This is a genomic window from Eremococcus coleocola DSM 15696 (assembly GCF_000428865.1).
Taxonomy (GTDB): Bacteria; Bacillota; Bacilli; order Lactobacillales; family Aerococcaceae; genus Eremococcus; species Eremococcus coleocola.
Genome location: NZ_AUAT01000011.1, coordinates 1 through 19,552, shown reverse-complemented (window position 1 = coordinate 19,552; position 19,552 = coordinate 1). Strand labels below are relative to the sequence as shown.

Annotated in this window: 21 protein-coding genes and 1 rRNA gene; 17 read left to right on the top strand and 5 right to left on the bottom strand. The window is 37.6% G+C overall.

What is annotated here, in order from left to right:
- The first annotated feature begins 9 nt into the window (after positions 1 to 9).
- The 9 genes from G396_RS0103435 (at position 10) to G396_RS0103395 (ending at position 8,808) form a co-directional block, all read left to right on the top strand.
- A complete protein-coding gene (locus G396_RS0103435) occupies positions 10 to 1,272 on the top strand; it encodes an FtsW/RodA/SpoVE family cell cycle protein (RefSeq protein ID WP_028125050.1) in 1,263 nt (420 codons plus the stop codon).
- Complete coding sequence (locus tag G396_RS11155; RefSeq protein WP_081683533.1) at positions 1,273 to 1,629, top strand: YlbG family protein; 357 nt, start codon at positions 1,273 to 1,275, stop codon at positions 1,627 to 1,629.
- 8 nt (positions 1,630 to 1,637) lie between these two features.
- Complete coding sequence (rsmD, locus tag G396_RS0103425; RefSeq protein ID WP_028125049.1) at positions 1,638 to 2,192, top strand: 16S rRNA (guanine(966)-N(2))-methyltransferase RsmD; 555 nt, start codon at positions 1,638 to 1,640, stop codon at positions 2,190 to 2,192.
- Between the two features lies 1 nt (position 2,193).
- Positions 2,194 to 2,715: a pantetheine-phosphate adenylyltransferase gene (coaD, locus tag G396_RS0103420; RefSeq protein WP_028125048.1), complete on the top strand. Its 522-nt coding sequence runs from the start codon at positions 2,194 to 2,196 to the stop codon at positions 2,713 to 2,715.
- 139 nt (positions 2,716 to 2,854) lie between these two features.
- Positions 2,855 to 3,580: a ComEA family DNA-binding protein gene (locus G396_RS10055; protein WP_051221092.1), complete on the top strand. Its 726-nt coding sequence runs from the start codon at positions 2,855 to 2,857 to the stop codon at positions 3,578 to 3,580.
- A complete protein-coding gene (locus tag G396_RS0103410) occupies positions 3,571 to 5,925 on the top strand; it encodes a DNA internalization-related competence protein ComEC/Rec2 (RefSeq protein ID WP_081683532.1) in 2,355 nt (784 codons plus the stop codon). The genes G396_RS10055 and G396_RS0103410 overlap by 10 nt, the downstream gene beginning before the upstream one ends.
- An 82-nt stretch (positions 5,926 to 6,007) precedes the next feature.
- Positions 6,008 to 7,216 carry a MalY/PatB family protein gene (locus G396_RS10050; protein WP_051221091.1) on the top strand — a complete coding sequence of 403 codons (1,209 nt, stop codon included), beginning with the start codon at positions 6,008 to 6,010 and terminating at the stop codon, positions 7,214 to 7,216.
- A complete protein-coding gene (locus G396_RS0103400) occupies positions 7,213 to 8,079 on the top strand; it encodes a polysaccharide deacetylase family protein (protein WP_248623899.1) in 867 nt (288 codons plus the stop codon). The genes G396_RS10050 and G396_RS0103400 overlap by 4 nt, the downstream gene beginning before the upstream one ends.
- A gap of 87 nt (positions 8,080 to 8,166) precedes the next feature.
- Entirely contained in the window at positions 8,167 to 8,808 is a 642-nt protein-coding gene (locus G396_RS0103395; RefSeq protein ID WP_028125045.1) for a hypothetical protein, read from the top strand.
- A gap of 101 nt (positions 8,809 to 8,909) precedes the next feature.
- Here G396_RS0103395 and G396_RS0103390 read toward each other — a convergent pair whose 3' ends face one another.
- A complete protein-coding gene (locus G396_RS0103390) occupies positions 8,910 to 9,758 on the bottom strand; it encodes a DegV family protein (RefSeq protein WP_028125044.1) in 849 nt (282 codons plus the stop codon).
- A gap of 189 nt (positions 9,759 to 9,947) precedes the next feature.
- Here G396_RS0103390 and G396_RS0103385 point away from each other — a divergent pair, with 189 nt between their 5' ends.
- From G396_RS0103385 to G396_RS0103370, 4 genes are read left to right on the top strand one after another with little or no spacing between them, the layout of a single operon-like run.
- Positions 9,948 to 11,327: a bifunctional metallophosphatase/5'-nucleotidase gene (locus tag G396_RS0103385; RefSeq protein ID WP_028125043.1), complete on the top strand. Its 1,380-nt coding sequence runs from the start codon at positions 9,948 to 9,950 to the stop codon at positions 11,325 to 11,327.
- Positions 11,328 to 11,331: 4 nt separating this feature from the next.
- Positions 11,332 to 12,048, top strand: coding sequence for a YutD family protein (locus G396_RS10885; RefSeq protein WP_051221089.1), 717 nt, complete (start codon positions 11,332 to 11,334; stop codon positions 12,046 to 12,048).
- Between the two features lie 12 nt (positions 12,049 to 12,060).
- A complete protein-coding gene (locus G396_RS0103375) occupies positions 12,061 to 12,834 on the top strand; it encodes a TIGR01457 family HAD-type hydrolase (RefSeq protein WP_028125042.1) in 774 nt (257 codons plus the stop codon).
- On the top strand, positions 12,834 to 13,475 hold the full coding sequence (locus G396_RS0103370; protein WP_028125041.1) for a TIGR01906 family membrane protein: 642 nt from the start codon (positions 12,834 to 12,836) through the stop codon (positions 13,473 to 13,475). The genes G396_RS0103375 and G396_RS0103370 overlap by 1 nt, the downstream gene beginning before the upstream one ends.
- Before the next feature lie 155 nt (positions 13,476 to 13,630).
- On the opposite strand, the gene G396_RS0103365 is transcribed toward G396_RS0103370, so the two are convergent.
- From G396_RS0103365 to G396_RS0103350, 4 genes are all read right to left on the bottom strand, one after another.
- Entirely contained in the window at positions 13,631 to 14,158 is a 528-nt protein-coding gene (locus tag G396_RS0103365) for a hypothetical protein (RefSeq protein WP_006418013.1), read from the bottom strand.
- A gap of 145 nt (positions 14,159 to 14,303) precedes the next feature.
- On the bottom strand, positions 14,304 to 14,834 hold the full coding sequence (locus tag G396_RS0103360) for a phosphatidylglycerophosphatase A family protein (protein ID WP_006418042.1): 531 nt from the start codon (positions 14,832 to 14,834) through the stop codon (positions 14,304 to 14,306).
- 27 nt (positions 14,835 to 14,861) lie between these two features.
- The gene (locus tag G396_RS0103355) at positions 14,862 to 15,863 is read right to left on the bottom strand and encodes an NAD(P)/FAD-dependent oxidoreductase (protein WP_006418041.1); all 1,002 of its coding nucleotides are present in this window, start codon (positions 15,861 to 15,863) and stop codon (positions 14,862 to 14,864) included.
- A 26-nt stretch (positions 15,864 to 15,889) separates the two neighbouring features.
- Complete coding sequence (locus tag G396_RS0103350; protein ID WP_006418049.1) at positions 15,890 to 16,387, bottom strand: divergent PAP2 family protein; 498 nt, start codon at positions 16,385 to 16,387, stop codon at positions 15,890 to 15,892.
- Positions 16,388 to 16,521: 134 nt separating this feature from the next.
- Here G396_RS0103350 and G396_RS0103345 point away from each other — a divergent pair, with 134 nt between their 5' ends.
- The 4 genes from G396_RS0103345 to G396_RS0103330 all read left to right on the top strand — a co-directional run.
- The gene (locus tag G396_RS0103345; RefSeq protein ID WP_006418029.1) at positions 16,522 to 17,109 is read left to right on the top strand and encodes a peptidylprolyl isomerase; all 588 of its coding nucleotides are present in this window, start codon (positions 16,522 to 16,524) and stop codon (positions 17,107 to 17,109) included.
- A gap of 15 nt (positions 17,110 to 17,124) precedes the next feature.
- Positions 17,125 to 17,535: a CvfD/Ygs/GSP13 family RNA-binding post-transcriptional regulator gene (locus G396_RS0103340; protein WP_006418059.1), complete on the top strand. Its 411-nt coding sequence runs from the start codon at positions 17,125 to 17,127 to the stop codon at positions 17,533 to 17,535.
- On the top strand, positions 17,532 to 18,878 hold the full coding sequence (locus G396_RS0103335) for a glucose-6-phosphate isomerase (RefSeq protein ID WP_028125039.1): 1,347 nt from the start codon (positions 17,532 to 17,534) through the stop codon (positions 18,876 to 18,878). The genes G396_RS0103340 and G396_RS0103335 overlap by 4 nt, the downstream gene beginning before the upstream one ends.
- A 529-nt stretch (positions 18,879 to 19,407) precedes the next feature.
- Positions 19,408 to 19,552 (top strand): 16S ribosomal RNA (locus G396_RS0103330); the annotation flags it as partial.

Genomic DNA, 19,552 nt, shown 5'->3' with positions numbered 1-19,552 from the left:
AGGTAGCCAGTGAATCAAGAAACACCACATAACAAAATGCCAGTGGGAGCTTTAATCCGCACATATGGGTATAAATTAAAAGACAAAGTTAAATACTTTGATATCCCTTTATTATTAGTGACCTTCGTGCTTATTATCTTCGGTCTCATAATGATAACTTCAGCTACATCCGGTACCTCGATTACAGGTGAAATCAACCAACCCTGGGCTTTCTTAAAGCCTCAGTTATTTTCGGTTGGGCTTGGGCTTGTTATATTCTTAATTATGATGGCAGTACCCCAGCAGTGGCTGGCCAATCCTTTGCTACATCTTTTGGCCTTGGGGATTGTATTTCTCTTATTAATTTATACCGCTTTTGCAGGTGAAGTGCGGAATGGGGCCAAATCATGGATACAGGTCGGTTCATTCAGCCTCCAGATTTCAGAATATTTAAAACCGATTGCGGTTTTAGTCTATGCCTGGGTCTTAGCTAAATTGTCTGAAGAAGTCCGCTTGTTTAAAACCCAACACCTTGTTTTATTCCGCTGGTCAATTGTCGTTTTAAGCATCCTATGTTTATTCTTAATCGCTTTACAACCCGACTTTGGGATGGTGGCAATTATTTTAGCCATTATCATCATTATGATTTTAGTCAGCAAAGTCTCCCTTAAAATCAATTTAGCTTTGCTAGGGATAGGGGGCTTGGCTTATGCTGGTTTATTAATCTATTTTAGTAACTATCAAGGCCAGTCTGATTCTTATCAGATTAATCGCTTTTTGGCTATGGTTAATCCCTTTAATTTTCGACAAGGGATTGGCTATCAGTTAGTCAATGGCTATTATGCCATGAGTCGGGGAGGGTGGTTCGGTGTAGGCTTAGGCCAAGGACAAATGAAAAATGGGCTGCTACCCGAGATTCAAACTGACTTTATTTTTGCGCATATTGGAGAAGAATTGGGGATTTTTGGTCTGGCCTTCCTACTAGGCCTATTTGCTTTTCTCCTTTACCGGTTATTTTATTGGGCCGGTCAGGCTCAAAGTCAATTTAGTAGTCTAGTGCTGTTCGGCTTAGGCGTTTTATTCTTTATTCAAATTACGGTCAATGTGGGGGGCGTCTTAGGTCTCATCCCACTGACAGGGGTCACCCTCCCTTTCATTTCCTATGGAGGTTCGTCCGTATTAAACTTTATGTTAACCCTAGCGCTTGCGCAAAAGATGATTTATACAGAAAAAAGAAGCCGGAAACCAGAAATAAATGTAGTCTATTCCCGGTACCAAGGAGGAAAGTCATAAATGGCTTATGAAAAAATTCAACGCCAGAGTCTAATCGTTTGGCTCTACTCAAGCAAACAGTTAAAGCAATTACGTAAATTTGGCAATATCCATTATGTTAGTCGACGGATGAAATATGCTGTGCTTTATACCGATGTTACTAATACGGCGACCACGATTGCTAACTTAGTAAAATTACCCTTTGTCAGATCAGTTGAAGAATCGCACATGAATGAGATAAATATGGATTTTTCCTTAGCACTCGCTGACTTGGATGATAATGGAGACTATATGAAAGCTTTAAATCAGACAGGGCCAAGTTTAGAAGAAATTTCAGCAAGTTTTAAACAAGACTTCACAATTAGCCCTAAAGAATAGGTGATAAGATGCGGGTTATCGCAGGAAAATATGGTAGTCGTCCGCTTAAAACGATTGCGGGAAATCAAACGCGGCCAACTACGGATAAGGTTAAAGAAGCTATGTTTAATATGTTAGGGCATTATTTCCAAGGCGGGATTTGTCTTGATTTTTATGGGGGATCAGGCGCCCTAGCCATTGAAGCCGTTTCAAGGGGGATGGACCAGGCCGTCATCGTTGAGAAAGCCTATCCTGCCCAAGAGATTATTCGACGTAATATTGAGATGACCAAGGAGCCTGAACGTTTCAACTTATTGAGAGGACATAACCGTAAACAATTAAGTCAATATATGGTAGGTAAAGACCAAAGTTTTGATTTAGTCTTTTTGGATCCACCCTATGCTAAAGAGATGATTGTCGATGATATTATATGGTTAGACCAGGCAAACTATTTAAATGAGACTTGTCAGATTCTTTGTGAAACAGGCATAGAAGTAAGTCTCCCTCAAGAGATAGGTAATTTTAAGCAGGAAAAATTAAAAAAATACGGACAGACCCTGGTTTGGATTTTTGAAAGGGAATAAAATGACAAAAGAAAAACGTGGTTTATATACTGGCAGTTTTGACCCGCTTACACTCGGCCATTTAAATATTATTGAACGGGCCAGCCTCTTGTTTGATCATTTAGAAGTCTTAGTTGCAACGAACACAACGAAGAAGTACTTATTTACAGCAGCAGAAAGAGTTGATTTGATTAAAGCAGCTTGTGCTCATCTGCCAAATGTCAAGGTGGATTTATTACAAACGGGCTTGGTTGCTGACTATGTTTTAGACCATCACATAACGGCGGTGGTGCGTGGGGTCCGAAATTATACCGACTTTGAATATGAATTAGCTATCTCTCGAGCTAACCGGATGCAAAATGATCAGTTTGAAACAATTATTATGACAGCCGATCCACTTTACAGCCATTTATCTTCAAGTATTATTAAAGAAATTGCCTTCTTTGATGGCAGTATTGATGATATGGTTCCTGAGAATGTTGAAGTAGCTATCAAAAAAAGAATCAGCGAAAATAAAATGAAAAAAGTAGAAATTAATCAATAATTGATTATGATGCATAGTCAATATTAAACCATCCTTATGGACCTATGTCATAAGGATGGTTTTTTGTTATTCATTTAAATTTTTAAAGGAAAACTTCTCTTTTGGGTTATCTATAAATAGATAAAAAAGGGGGAGCCATATGTCACATTTGATCACTAGATTCCAAAGTTTATCTAAGCCATTCAAAATGGGCCTACTTGGGTTTGTCATCGTCTTTTTAGGATTTAATGGTTTTATAACCTTAAAGTCATCCCCAGGCTTACAAATTACTGATTTATCAGGGCAAGAGTCAGGAGGGAGTCTAGAGGAAGTAAGTATGAGTAACTTTGAAAGCGCAGGTAATTATCAAGCAGAGCATGCGAGTGGTCAGGAAAACCAACAGATTTATGTGGACATCAAAGGCCAAATAAAATTGCCAGGGGTTTATCAACTTGAATCAGGGAGTCGTTTGTTTGATTTGATTGACCAAGCGGGCGGGCTAACTCCCCAAGCGGCCCAAGAACAGATTAACCAAGCTCAAGTCTTAAGCGACCAGATGTTGGTCTATATTCCTAGTCACGAAGAAGTGGTAAGACTTGAAGAGGGTAGTGACCAGACACTAGCTAATTTATCAGATACTGAGCTTGCAGGAAATCAGGTTCATGCAGGCATGAACCCACCTGATACAGCATCAAGTTTAATCAATATTAATACCGCTGACGTGAATCTGCTTCAGACCTTGCCCAATATTGGCCCTAAGAAGGCAGAGGCAATCATCAATTATCGCCAAGAAATAGGCTCTTTCCAATCTGTAGAGGAATTAATCCAAGTGCCAGGTATCGGAAAGAAGACTCTAGAAGGGTTAATTGATTTGATATGTATTTAAGCAAGTTTGATTCAATTATGTTAGCTCTAGAAAGAACCTATTTTATTTATCTTTTATTAATGGTTTTATGGCTGATATTCTGGCAGACCCAGCATTTATTAATTGGCTGTCTACTTATTTATCTCATAATAAGAGTTTTCTTCCTATCAGTTTATCATTTTCCCATAATGATAATACTGTTGACCTGTTTCTCCCTATCCATACTACACCAGGAAGAGCACCGCCAAGACTTGAGGGCTCTTGACCTTGAAGGTAAATCAGCTCAACTTGACCTAATTCTTGATCCTAGCGACTTAAAATGGAGCCAAAACCAGGTGAATGGTCAGACAGACATTCAATTTGAAGGGCAGGAGCTGACGATTCAATGGCAATATTTTACCCAAGATTCAGAAGAAAAACTGGCGCGATTAAAGCAAACAGGGAGTCACTTGCATTTGAAGGGACATTTTAACCGTCCAGCTCCGGCTCGGAATTTTGGATTGTTTGATTATCAAGACTATTTGGCCAAACAAGGATTATTTTGGCAGTTCCAAGTGGATGAACTTGAGTTAATCGACCAAGGCACTCAACTCTTGCTCCTACCAAGTCAGATACGTTTGCATATTTTAAACCGTATAAAATTGGACTATCCAGGTCATTGGCTTTCCTTACACCAGAAGTTGATGTGGAATCAAGATTCAGAAATTTACCAAGCCTGGAGGCCAGGTCTGGCACAGTTAGGTATCCTGCACTTTTTTGCGATCTCTGGTTATCATATTTATTTTATTCAATCCCGCTTAAAAAGTCTTTTTTACCGGATGGGGGCTCCCAAAATTTTGATTGACACCTGTATTTTCTTCTTTATCTTATTTTATGCTTTTTTAATTGGTTGGCCTTTTGGAGTTCAAAGAATTTTAGCTTTAATGCTTTTTAAGTTACTTAAGAACAGTTTTAATTTGCCTTTTACAAATCTAGATGGTTTATCAGTGATCACGATAGTCCAATTAATATGCAATCCCAATATCTTATTTAACCTATCTTTTGTCCTCTCATATTTTATGACTATTATCTTAATGTTTTATCAACCTGTCGCTAAGCAAAAAAAGAGGCCATTCCAAGTTCAATTCGAATTGAGCTTGCTCTGTCTCTTGTTCTCCTGGCCTTTAATGGTCCAAATGAATTTTTCTTTTAATCCCATGCAGCTAATCACTGTCTTAAGCGTAAGCTTTCTATTTGATCGAGTAATTATGCCCTTAATGATGGGAACTTCTTTGATATTATTGTTTCTGCCGAGCTTAAGCCCCCTTTTGACTTCACTTGATCATCTGCTTGCTAGTCAAATTATGCTAGGTTCCTGGGATGATTTATTGAATTGGAGTCAAATTTGGACGGGGACAATGGAGTTAACTAGTTTCTTGCTCTTGTATCTCTTTGCCTTTCTAGCTATGTTTTTCCTTACTAGATCAAAGAAAGCCCTTGCGACTATGATGGTATTGATTTATTTTATTATATTTTGGTTAGTGCCTATTTGCAGAGCCTATGACCGGCTAACTATTATAGATGTAGGCCAGGGCGATGCTTTGTGTTATCAAAGTGCTTGGAACCAGGAGACTTGGCTTATTGATACAGGGGGACACTACCTCTTTGACCCAGAAAAAAAGGGGAAAATAGATAATCAGCATGCCAACCGAGTCCTAATCCCTGCCTTAAGAGCCTTAGGGGTCAAGCAGATCAATGGTTTGATTTTAACCCATCCTGATATTGACCATGTGGGGAATTTTATCGCTTTAGGCCAGACTATCCCCATTGACCAAGTCTATATTAGTGAATACACTTTTCAATCATCATTTTTTGACCAAGTAAGACAGGTTCAAAATACACTCAAGATAAATAAGATAAATATCCTTGTACCTGGTAGCTTACTCCAAGTGAATGATAAAATTCAAATTGCTAGTCTCAGCTTAGATCTATCACTCAAAGACCCAGATTTGTCCAATGACTCTTCATTGCTTTGTTTAATCCAAATGAAATATGCTAGCTTTTTGAATTTGGGTGACCTTTCCTTAGCAAGAGAATCCGCATTAATTAAGCAATTGCCTCAGTGGTCCGCTAATATAATCAAATTAGGCCACCATGGGTCAAAGACATCAAGTTCAGAATTGCTCTTAAATCATTTTCGTCCTGAATTAGCTTTTATTTCGGCAGGAGCTAATAATCATTACGGGCACCCTCATATAGAGGTTTTAGAACGGTTGCAGGCACAGCAAATTTCTTATTTGAATACAGGATATTTAGGCGCCATACAATATATTGATGAAAACGGTGGTTGGGTGCGGCAGGTTCAGCATTTGGAGAAGAAAGATTAAATACAAAATTTGAAAAGGTTTTCGGATGAGGTTTAAAAAAAGGGGGGACTATTATATAATAAAAACAATAAGGAGGTAAATTATGTCAATTAATGAATTTGTGAAAGCTAATTATGTTGACCGTCGTCATACTGATTCAGTTAAATGGGATGCTCTCTTAGACCTTTATGGGGATGAAAATCTTTTATCCCTTTGGGTTGCAGATATGGATTTTAAGGCACCCCAATCAGCCCTAGATGCCATGCAAGATTATTTAAAAATGGGGGCTCTAGGTTATCGCGTTTTGCCAAGTAGGTATTATCAAGCCTATCAAACATGGATGGAAGATCATTTTACTTTACACGTAGAGGAAGATTGGATTCGCTTTAGTCCAGGCGTGGTTGCGGGAATTCATTATATCTTGGCAGCTTTTACCAAAAAAGATGATCCGATTTTATTACAAACGCCTATCTATGCTCATTTTTTTGATCTAATGGAAGAGTCAGGCCGTCCTTTGGTGGAAGTACCTTTATTGTACCGATCAGGACAAGGCTATCAATGCGATTTTGAAAATTTTGAAGCAAAAATTATCGAAGCGGGTGTGAAAGTTTACCTCCATTGTTCACCTCATAATCCGATAGGCCGCGTTTGGACTGAAGCAGAGCAAGCCCGTCTCTTTGAAATATGTCATCGGCATGGTGTTTTGATTATCTCAGATGAAATTCACCAAGATTTTACCTTTGATGACCATATTCAAATTCCGGCTTTAAAAGTAGAGCAAGGAAAGTATCAAAATCAAATTTTCACTTTAAATTCAACCTCCAAAACCTTTAATATGGCAGGTCTATCCCACGCTCATCTTGTGATTCCTGATCCTAAGTTGAGAGCTCAATATGATCAGTATTGGATAGAACGCGCAGGGCACCCCAATATAAATTCTTTAGCTGCTATCGGGACCCAGGTAGCCTATGAGCAAGGAAAAACTTGGTTAGATCAGGTAAAAGCGGTTATCTATCATAATTACCTCTATATCAAAGATAAGTTTAAGGAAAATTTGCCCATGATCGCAATTGATCCCTTAGAAGGAACTTATTTATTGTATATAAATATCGAACCACTCTTAGGATCAGATAGTGTTCAAGCTTTCTGTCAAGAAAAAGCCAAAATAGCGGTGAACTATGGAGTTACTTTTAGAGGGGGGACAGATACTTATATTCGGGTTAACTTAGCCACTCGTCCTGAAAATATTGAAGACTTTGTCCAAAGAATGATTGCTCTAAGTTCAGGTTCATTCGAAAGGGTTAATGAATGATGAAACAATGGATTCTCCTTTTTTGTGGTGTATTTTTCTTGCTTGGCTGCCAAAATGTGTCGGATATAAAAGATGAAGGATCGAATCAGAATTCTGAACAAAAAACTGATAATAAATCTGAGACACAAAATAAAGATCAATCCCACTCAGAAATTTGGACTAATTATAGTGACTATGCCAAATTAGACCAAGATGGTTTTGCTTATACCATGGTTAATGATCCTGATGTATCATCAGAAATTTTACCTCTGAATGATTCGGCGCGTAATGTGGTCCTCTTTACCTTTGATGATGCACCTTATGAACCTCAATCCCATGCCTTGCAAATGGCACAATTAATGAAGGCTAAAGATGTTAATGCTATTTTTCTTGTAAACGGGATGTATCTAGAAGGAGAGCATGGACGCAAAATTGTTAAGGAAATTTTCGATATGGGCTTTGAAATTGGTAACCATACCACCACCCATCCCAATATGCGAGAATTAAGCTATGAAGACCAGTACCAAGAAATAAAAAAAACCAATGATTTGGTTGAAGAAATCACTGGTCAAGCTCCTCGATGGTTCCGGCCACCCTTTGGTTATTTTAATATGGATACTTTTAACATCTGTAACGAACTAGGGCTACAATTAATGACATGGTCCTATGGCTATGATTGGATGGAAGATTATCAGGATGCTACAGCTTTAGCTCAAATTTCAGTGGAGAATGATTATCTGAGAAATGGCGCTAATATTTTGATGCATGATCGGGTGTGGACCTATGGTGCTCTGGGACAAATGATTGATGGTTTAAGAGAAAACGGCTATCACATTGTGGATCCAAAAATAATTAAAGCACGAAATAACATTATTATGGAATAGACTGCTTGTTCAAAATTTACGCAAATTTTACATTTTGTAACATTTCAGTTACAATGATGGATAGATTAGGTCAATAGGAGGGTGCTCATGGTAAAAAAAGGGCTGCAGATAGCGCAAATTCTTAACTTGTTAATATTTTTAAGCCTAGTACCATTGGTTCACGGGCAAACTCAACTTAGTGACGAAGATTTAATCGCGCCCATTATTTATGCCCCCGCACGTATTTTTGATAAGAATCAATCCTATAATTTACTTGAAGATGTAATTGCGGTAGATAACTCAGATCAAATCCTAGAAGTTCATGTCCTGAATTATGATCAACCTGCCCATGTTTCCTTTGAAAACTACCAAACTGGCATTTACTTTATTGAGTATATGACCCAAGATGAAGCGGGGAATATAGGACGTTTAATTCGTCCTATTTATGTTAAAGATGTAAGTGAAAAAGTAGATTTAAGTGCGGTAGATCTAGGAAGTCCAGATTTAAAAACGGAACCGGTCACAATTAAAGTAGGCGATTATACGAGTCTAGCAAGTTTTCAATCAGATCATCGAAATGTTTCTGCCATAGACCAAGAAGATGGTGATATTACTGAAATGATGGGATTGACTCAAGATTCTTTGAACAGCCTAAACATTTTTCAGCCAGGACGATATTTGGTCGAATGGTATGTGGTTGACCAAGCCAATAATCCGGCCTATTGTCAACAATGGGTTATCGTTGAGTAAGCTTATTATTTTCAATAAAACTCATGGCGCACTGTTTTGCGATTGAAACAGTGCGCCATGAGTTTTTTGATAAGGTGGGACTGGAGTGTCAGTAATCCTTCTTATTTAATTTCATAACCGAGGATAATTCCTTGATATTCAGCATAAAAAGCACAAATTCCTGACATTTCAAGAATCTCAATTTCTTGTGTTTGGAATTCCTCAATGAGACTTGCTTGAATTTTTTTGGCATAGTCAAGATTTAACATGTGGGAAATTAGAACTTTCTCTCCTACATAGCCTTGTTCTTTCATTGCATGAATAAGGGAACGGATGGCTCTTTTTTCACCCCGAACTTTATCAACCAATTCTAGTCGTCCATCAAGTGTTCTTCTACCTAGTAATAAAATATTTAAGAGACCAATCATTTGACCTAAGAGCTTATTAAGGCGTCCATTGCGGACTAAGTTATCAACATTTTTAAGGATATAATTGGTTGAGGTGTGTTTATGATAGTCTATCATTTGAGATACTAAGTTATCGAAATCAAGTCCAGTTTCAGCTAATTCCATAGCTTTCAAGACCAGAAGGTCTGCCTCTGTTCCTGCTGTGTTTGTATCAAAAATATGTATATTTTGACTAGGATTTTTTTCTAAGACCATGTCTTTAGCTAAACAAGCAGCATTGTAAGACCCAGAAATATTCTTAGATAGGGTAAAACAGATAACATTCTCACAATCTTGAAAGGCTTCCGCATAGTGATCGGGTGAAGGACAAGCGGTTGACATGGGACCTTGGTTTGCTTTGATTTGAGCATGAAACGCCTCAATATCAAAAGCTTGGTCATCCATAAAAATTTTATTGTCAATATTTATCATAAGAGGAATGGCTTCAAAATTAACATTTGCTTGCTTTGATGTTAATTTCTTATAGTCAGCCCCTGAGTCTGTAATTATTTTCCATTGATGCATTGAATAACACCTCCGTATAGCTTTAGTATAACTTGAAATTTATTTAGCTTCAATTAGAAAGTTTTGGAAATTTTCTAATTGATTCAGGTCAAAATGGGAATAAAGGAAAAGCTGGTAAAATTCTGGCTGCTAATCGCAATTTGCTAGTAAATTTGATACTATTAGATTAGTGAATAAAGGGGTGATTCCATGTTGCATATTATTCATACTAATGATTTACACGGACATATTGAAAATTGGCCAATTTTGCGGACATTTATGGAAGAAAAAATTGCTCATTATTTGGCTGAAGGTGATCCCTACCTACTTGTTGATATTGGTGATGCCCTAGATAGTGTTAATCCAATGGTCGAAGCGAGTAAGGGCCAAATTATGATTGATTTATTTAACCAAATTGGCTACGATGTGGTCACTATCGGTAACAATGAAGGTTTAAACTTTACTTCAACCCAATTAAGCAAATTATATGATAAAGCTAATTTTGATATCACGATTGCCAACCTCTTGTCTAGTCAGACTCAGGATGTGCCCGAGTGGGGTCAAAAGGTTGTCTTCAAGCAGGTGGGTGCCTATAAATTAGCCTTCATTGGTCTAACTGCCCCTTATGCTACGTATCCTTTGAATGGCTATGAGATATTAAATCCAATTCGAACCTTAAAAGCCATCGTTAAAAAATTACAAAAGGATCCTAGTATTGATTTAATCGTTTTAATGTCTCACTTAGGTATTGAACAAGACCGCTATATAGCAAAAATTTTACCTGAAATTCAACTAATTATCGGGGCCCACACTCATCATGTTTTATTTGAAGGAGAATGGGTCAACCAGACTCTGTTAACAGCAGCTGGTCGATATGGTTTATACATAGGAGAAATTAATTTTGATTATGATCCTCAGCTTAAGCAATGGTATTTCCAAGCACGGGTACTGACCTTGAAACAAGTTCAAGAAAGATTGGAAAGTCCCGTTCCAAGTGAAAATTATATTGAAGAAGGACGTTATTTATTAGCTCAAGAAACAGTGACGCATTCATCTAGACCTTATTTTGCTTTACAGTTACAGAGTGAAAATTCCTACATCCAAATGGCTCTAGATGCGCTAGCTTGGTATGCTAATTGTCCACTCGCCATTTTAAATTCAGGCCTGTTCTTAAGTGATTTGCCGGCTGGTCGGATTAATCAAAACGACCTCCATGAATCGCTGCCTCATCCCATGCATTTAGCCCGAGTTACTTTAAAGGGGAGTCAATTAATCACGATGCTAAATGAAATGGAAGGACAGAGGGAAGATTTGTCCTATAAAATGATCCATGGTCTTGGATTTAGAGGTAAAATTTTTGGTGAGTTGGTTTATCGGGGATTGACTTATGACCAATCACAAGACCTCTGGTTAGCCCAGGGCCAACCCATTCAGAATAAAGAAACCTATAAGTTGATTACGGTAGATCATTTGTGGTTTTTGCCATTTTTTCCAAGTATGGAAGCCAATGGTTTACCACAATTAATTTTCCCAGATTTTATTCGCCATGTAGTGGCTAAATATTTAAAATATATGAACGAAACGAAGTGAAGAAATGAGTAAACAAAAAGAAGATAAAAACAAAAAAGACCAAGCTGTCTCGCAACAGATTACTGAGATGTTAGAATCTGTTCAAGCATCCTTACTGGAAAATGGAAACCATATTAGCCAAGTAAGCCATGATACGGTTTTAATTGAGGATGAAAGTTACCGCTTGGTTGAAGATTATAAAGAAGGTTTTAACCTAGAGGATTTTAAACAACGTTATGTGGATTATTATGAAAAATTTGATTATCTTGTCGGCGACTGGGGGCATGAACAGTTAAGGTTGAAAGGCTTTTATCAATTGAATGCGCCTCGAACTAAAGCAAGTCAGCGCATTTCTTTCTTGGATGAGTATTTAAAAGAATTCTGTAATTTTGGCTGTCGTTACTTTGTATTAGCTAAAGAATCAGCTTTGGACGACTTTGATCAAGCAAAGGGCCAACGTGCTCAAAAACTTGCCCGCGTACAAAAGAATTCTTCTTCAGGTAAAAAAAATAATAATGAGGGACCTAAACAGCGGCAAATAAATACACGCCATACTCGAGATAATTCAAACAATCCCAAAGTAAAGAAAATAAGAAAAGATAATTTTAAAGTAAAACATGATCAAGATAAGAAACGGGATCAGCTTAGCAAAGCCTCACCAAAACAAGCTCAGCAAGCTGAGGAAAAAGTCAAGGTGAAGCAAAAAAATGCTTTTACGATTAAACGTAAGACTAATATGTAGGAAGAGGTTCAAGTGAAACATTATAAAGGTTACTTAATTGATTTGGATGGCACTGTCTATTTTGGCAAAAAGCGGATCCCCACAGCTGAAACATTTGTTAGAAAACTTATTGCTTCAGAGGTTCCACTCCAATTTGTCACAAATAATGCTACCCGTACGCCCGAAGAAGTGGCAGCTATGTTAAATCAGTACTATGAAATTCCGGTCAATCCAGATATGATCTATACATCACCCCAAGCCTTGATTGATTATTTAAAAGTGAATGAAAAAGGGAAACGAGTCCATGTGGTTGGCGAAAAGGCATTAAAGGACCAATTAGAAAGGGCGGGTTTTCAACTTGATCAGACTAATCAGGCTGACTTCTTGGTTCAAGGACTCCATAAATCGGCAACTTATGAAAGTTTAGGCCAAGCTGTCCAAGCGCTTTTAAATGGGGCTAAGTTTTATGTTACCAATACGGATCAATTAATTCCAACCGAAAATGGGCTCTATCCTTCATCGGGTGCAATCACTGCTTTTCTATCATTCGCCAGTGGTCTACAACCACTTGTGTTTGGCAAACCCCATGCTCCTATTATTGAAGGTGCTGTGAAACGATTGTGCTTAAATAAAGCCGATGTTTTACTAATTGGTGATAATTATCAAACGGATATTCAAGCTGGCATTCAAGCCAATTTAGATACCCTATTAGTACTAACCGGTGTGACTCAGGCCCGGGAAGTGAAACAGTTAGACCCAGCCCCAACATATGTTGTTAAGGATTTATCAGAATGGGAGTTAGGCTAATGTCACCAGCTAAACGTTATTTATTTCTAGGTTCGATAATTTTGACCTCTTTTTCATTAGCTCTTACGCTTTTGATCATACTCTCACCTGTAATTTATTGGCTAATTACTCCTATCTTTAAGCTGGATCAGATTGTTGGCTTAAGCCAAGCAGATCTCCAAACTAATTATCTAAGTATGTGGAAATATTTGTTGAATCCTATCCAAACCGAATTTACTTTTCCAAATTTCTCAGCTTCAAGTCAGGGTATGCAACATTTTGCAGAAGTGAAGGGCCTGATGTGGGGGAATTTTTCTATGTCAATTGCCAGTTTATTTATTTTACCTAAACTGGTCCAAGTCATTCGTAAACGAAGACAGAAAACCTGGTTTAAATCGCAAATAAAATTAGCTATTGTGACTCCCTTATTTTTATTGTTTATTGCACTAATAGGTTTTGAACCTTTGTTTATAGCATTTCATAAGTTGTTTTTTGCCAATGATTATTGGCAATTTGACCCCCTCAAAGATCCAATTATTAATGTCTTACCAGAGTCCTTTTTCTTACTTTGCTTTTTGGGGATTATTTTATTGTATGAATTGGTAGTAATCTTGATATCCAGTCGTATTCAAGCCAAGCTTAAAAGCAGAAGAAAAAGTTGAACCTAACTTAGACTTATAAAGTAAGTATCTAAATAAAAATATAGGCATTTCCTTTTAACTGTTCTTCCTAATGATTGCTTAGGGTTAGAGCGAGTTTTTAAAGGAAATGCCTGTTTTATTATACTAAGAGCAAGGAATTAGGAAAAAGTTGCGTCTTAGTCCCAGTAATGATGATAATTCTTGAGTCTTTGTTGATATTGTTTAATCATTGAGTCTTTGCGTTTAAGAAGTTGGCTTAAAGTCTCAGTTAGGACTTGTGAATCATTGAGGTCTTGTAAATTTTCTTGCATGTAAGAGATATCCTCATTGACTAGTTCATGGTCTAGTTCTTTTTTGATTTGATTTAAGATATAAGTAATTTGCTCACGAATCCTTTCCTGCCTTTGAGGTTCATAAGCTTGAATATAAGGTAGGGCTTCGATTACTGAACCATAAGGAACTCGTCGTTCCATATGACCACGGTTGACCATGCAATATTCTTTTTTAAAGGGGGTGATGCCAGGATGGAGGCCATGGATTTGATAGAGACCATCATGGATTTCATAGAGACCCGGTTCAAATTCAGGTAAGAAAACTCTTTTAAATCGGAAATTAGGGTCAGGACCAGTAATTTCGGCCACCCATTTTTTATCATCTTCACCCGGACTTAAGCTTAAATAATTAGGACTAAATCTTCTTTCCATCTGTTCATCCCTCCTTGAGCTGAGGCGCAAATTTGCTACATAAAAAGAGCCCAGAAGAGGTTAAGTCTTACTTCTTCTTAAGCTCAGCTTATTTTTGATTCTATACTTGCTTTTTTCGCTAACTCGAGCTATTTTCACTTCTTGCCTAATCTAGGTAGGAATGATCTAAATTTTTGGCGGGTTGAGCATGAGCAATCCGGCTAGCTGCAGCGGCAGCGATAGCTCCGACAATATCATCGATAAAGGTATTACAAGATGTCCCTTTTTTGTCATTTAGTTCACCAATGATTCCAGGTTTTAACTTATCAACATAACCAAAATTAGTTAGACCAATAGACCCATAAACATTGACGATTGAAAGTACATTGATTTCATCAATACCATAGAGACCTTCGTCCCGCATGAGGAGGTCAGTCAATTCAGGTGAAAAAACACCTTGTTCAGCTGCCATATCGATTTCGATGCCGGTAATGATTGCGTTTTGAACCTCTCGTTTACGTATTACCGCTTGGATATTTTCAATACATTCATATTTATCTAAACCAGGTACATAATCTTTTTGTAGGTCAAAAACGATATCGGCGATGTCTTCAATTTTAACTCCTCTTAATTCTAAGAGATCATAGGCTTTTTGTTGTAGGACAGAGTCTTTAATAATTTTATGTTTATCTACCATGTGAATCACACTTTCTATTTTACTTGCTCAATGGTTGGAGTGAAGTGGGGCGGTATTTGCTTCTGGATCAATATATATTAAGGCTGAGTTAACTGCCATAGGGGCTTCACCAAAGCCAGTTGCAATGAGTTTTGTTTTGCCTGGATAATAAACGCAGTCACCGACTGCAAAAACTCCGGCTAATGAGGTTTCCATGCGGTAAGAAACAGCAATGGCGTTACGTTCAAAGTCTAAGCCCCAAGCTTTTAGGGCCTCGATTGAGGAAGTAAAACCAAAGGCAACAATCAAATGATCAATTGCTAAATGAATATAATTATCTGTACGACCTTCATTAATGACTAATTCTTTTATTTGGCTGCCTTGGTTCTTGATTTCAACTGGAATATAAGGGGTAAATTGATGAACGTTAGATTTATTTAATGCCTCTACAGAAGCCTCATGCCCCCTAAACCGTTTCCGTCGGTGGATTAAATTGACCTCTTCTGCAATAGGTTCTAGAGTTAAGGCCCAATCCAAGGCAGAGTCACCACCCCCGGTAATGGCCACACGCTTATCCTTGAAAATAGCTAAATCATCAGCAAAGTAGTGGAGGCTTTGACCCTCAATTCCTTGATCATAGTCAAAAGGGAGGGGACGGGGATTGAAAGCCCCATTGCCTGTAGCTAAGATAACTGTTTTTGTATAGTGAGCTTGCTTTTGACTCACTAGTTGAATATATGGGTGTTCCTCATTTGCTTCAATTAACAATTCAATTGTTTCATGACAGCAAATGGTCGGTTGATAAGTCATGGCTTGTTGGATCAATTGTTGGCTTAGATGGGTTCCTGAGATGACTGGAATTGCAGGAATATCTTTAATTTGCTTGCTTGAATAGAGATGAAGTGTTTGGCCGCCCAATTCTTCTAAACTTTCAATGAGTTTAGTTTTGGCACCTCTAAGGCCAGCATAATAAGCGGTAAATAGTCCCACCGGGCCTCCACCAATAATGGTAATATCATAGATGTCTTTTATGCTTGTGTCTTTCTGCAAAACGGTCCTCCTTGAGTGGTAATTGACTATAGAAAACTTCGGAATAGGACCGCAACTAAGGCACCGAAGATAATACCGGCAATAACTTCACTCGGTGTATGTCCCATGTAACGTTTGATCACCATTTGGTCATAATTAATTAATGAATTAGTTAAATCAATCGGATTGACTGAGGTTTCTTTTCGTGGTTTTTCTTCTTTTTCTAAAATGTGTTGGTGGTGTCGCGCTAAGATATCTAACACAACTCCTTGTTCACCACTCTGACGCCGAACTCCCATTGAGTCAAACATGATGATAACCCCAAAAACGGTAGCAATTGCTACATAAGGGGAAGCAAACCCATATTCAAAAATTAGGGCAGAAATCAAGCTAGATACAGCTGCCGAATGAGAAGATGGCATGCCACCGGTTGAAGTAATGATATTTATTTTAGCAGCTCTTTTATTGAAAATCGCTGCGATTGGATATTTAATGAGCTGAGCTAGCAAAATTGCTGCTAAGGAGGTAAGCAAGACCATATTCATTGTAATAATCTCCTTCTATCGTAGGTGTTAACACATCTAATTGTAACAAAAAATACTGCGAATTACATTATTATTTGTTTGAAGGCTTAAAAGTGGTAAGATATGACTAGTAAATACTTAGAAAGAGGGTTGACATGACAAATTATCCACAATTAAATTTAAACGAAGGTAAAAAAGATGTCATCATGCATACTAACCATGGTGATATAGCTATGATTTTGTTTGAAGAACAAGCACCAAAGACTGTAAAAAACTTTTTAGAACTCGCTAAACAAGGATATTATGATGGAGTAATTTTTCACCGTGTGATTCCTGAATTTATGATTCAAGGGGGAGACCCAAGCGGAACTGGCATGGGTGGCCAAAGCATCTATGGCCATTCTTTCGAGGATGAATTCTCCATGGACTTATTCAATTTATATGGTGCCTTATCAATGGCTAATGCTGGACCAAATACGAATGGAAGTCAATTCTTTATTGTATCTGCTAAGAACGTACCAGGCCAAATCGCAGGTCAAATGACAGCCGCTGGTTACCCTGAGGAGATTATTCAAGCCTATTTAGATAATGGCGGTACTCCATGGCTTGATCATAAACATACTGTTTTTGGTCAAGTGGTTGCTGGTATGGATGTCGTAGAAGAAATTCAAAATGTTCAACGAAATCATCAAGACAAACCTTTAGAAGATGTTGTGATAGAATCTATTGAGGTTTTTGCATAGAAAATAGGTGATTATATGGGTGAACAATTAGCGATTGGCGATGTCTTAACGGGAACGATTTCCGGTATTCAAGATTATGGTGTTTTTGTTCAATTAGATGAAACAAAACAAGGCTTAGTTCACATTTCCGAATGTCGCCATGGCTTCGTATCAAATTTAGAAGAAGAATTCAAATTAGGACAAGAAGTAAAAGTGATGATTATCGATATCGATGAGTATACCCAACAGGTTTCATTATCTATACGTGTACTTCACTCCCTTAATACACCTCCGTTTCCGGCCCGATTTCATAAGAAGCGACGTTCTAAGGGTCCGGATATTGGTTTTGAAAGTATTGATAAGTTAATGCCTCAATGGATTGCTGAAGGTTTACACGATGCGGAAACAAATCGATTTAATATAAGTAAAAAGGAGAATAATCAATGAACCACATTAAATTTGACAAATCAAGCGCACAATCTTATTTTGCAGATCATGAGTTCCAACAATTACAAGCCTATGTGGATTTAGCTGACCAACAATTGCGTCAAGGAACAGGAGCAGGCTCTGATTTTATTGATTGGATTGAATGGCCAACTACCTATGATAAGGATGAATACAGTCGTATTAAATCAGCGGCAGAAACGATTCGTCAAAATTCAGACATACTAGTAGTTGTAGGAATCGGTGGTTCTTATTTAGGTGCCCGTGCTGCCATTGAATTTTTGAATGATTCTTTCTACAATATTAAGAAGGGAAGCAAGGGGAATCCTCAAGTTGTTTTCGCAGGTAATTCAATTTCTTCTTCTTATTTATATGACCTATTAGATTTAATTGGGGATCGTGACTTTTCTGTAAATATTATTTCTAAATCTGGTACTACGACTGAACCAGCGATTGCATTCCGTATTTTGAAAGAAAAATTGGTAGAAAAATATGGTCCAGAAGAAGCCAAAAAACGGATTTATGCTACTACAGATAAAGCTAGAGGGGCACTTAAGTCAGAAGCAGATAAAGAAGGTTATCAAACCTTTACAATTCCAGATGGAATTGGTGGACGGTTTACCGTCCTAACGGCAGTTGGTTTATTACCGATTGCTGTTGCAGGAAATGATATTGATGCCTTGATGCAAGGAGCTAAAGAAGCTCAAGCCGCTTATGCTGATTCTAATTTGGAAAAGAATGAAGCTTATCAATACGCGGTAGCTCGGAATATTCTCCACCGCAAAGGAAAAGATATAGAAATTCTTGTAAACTATGAACCAAGCATGCAATATTTTGGTGAATGGTGGAAACAATTATTTGGTGAGTCTGAAGGGAAAGATCAAAAGGGAATCTATCCTTCAAGTGCTAACTTCTCAACCGATTTGCATTCGATTGGTCAAACTATTCAAGATGGCAAACGGAACATATTCGAAACGGTTATAAAAGTAACCGCTCCTCGTCATGAAATTACAGTTCCTAGTTTAAACGAAAACCTAGATGGACTTGCTTATTTAGAAGGTAAAACCATGGACTATGTTAATGACAAAGCCTTCCACGGCACCTTACTTGCTCATACAGATGGTCAAGTCCCTAACTTAGTTGTGACTATTCCAGCCATGGATGAACGGTCATTAGGACATTTAATCTACTTCTTTGAAATTGCAGTAGGTATCTCTGGTTATTTAAATGGGGTTAATCCATTTAACCAACCTGGTGTTGAAGCTTACAAATCTAATATGTTTGCTTTACTCGGTAAACCTGGTTATGAAGATTTAAGTAAAGAATTAAATGATCGCTTAAAATAAGCAAGTAAATATAAACTTTTTAGAAAACCCGAATCTGATTTGAGAGTCAGTTCGGGTTTCTTATTTTGTCCCAGAACCCTAAATTCTAGGCAATCCTAAAAAATATGAAAAAAAGTGTTGACTCAGCCTAAGTAAAGGTGATAAGATACTATCTGTTGTCAGTAAAGACAAATAGCTGAAATAAAAAACTTAAAAATAAGTAAAGTTTTAGTTGACATCTTAACTGACAGATGATATTATAATTTATGCTGTTACGACATAAAAGACGAACAGCTGAAAAAAACTTTAAAAGAAATTAAAAAATGCTTGACATTGATTTAATCCTCTGTTAAAGTATAGAGGTTGTCGCTTGAAAAACAAAAGACAACGAAAGCTCATTGAAAACTGAACAAAGACAAACACCAATTTGTGTAAGGGGTTCGTATAAACGAACAACCCGAATATTAAATTCGAGACAAACTGTGTATGATCAGTATAAAATCATAATTAGCTAGTATTTAAATGAGTCAATTAGGCTTATGAAATTAACTTTCATGAGAGTTTGATCCTGGCTCAGGACGAACGCTGGCGGCGTGCCTAATACATGCAAGTCGAACGCACTGACGGAGAACTTGTTCTCTTAACGTGAGTGGCGGACGGGTGAGTAACACGTGGGAAACCTACCCTTGAGCGGG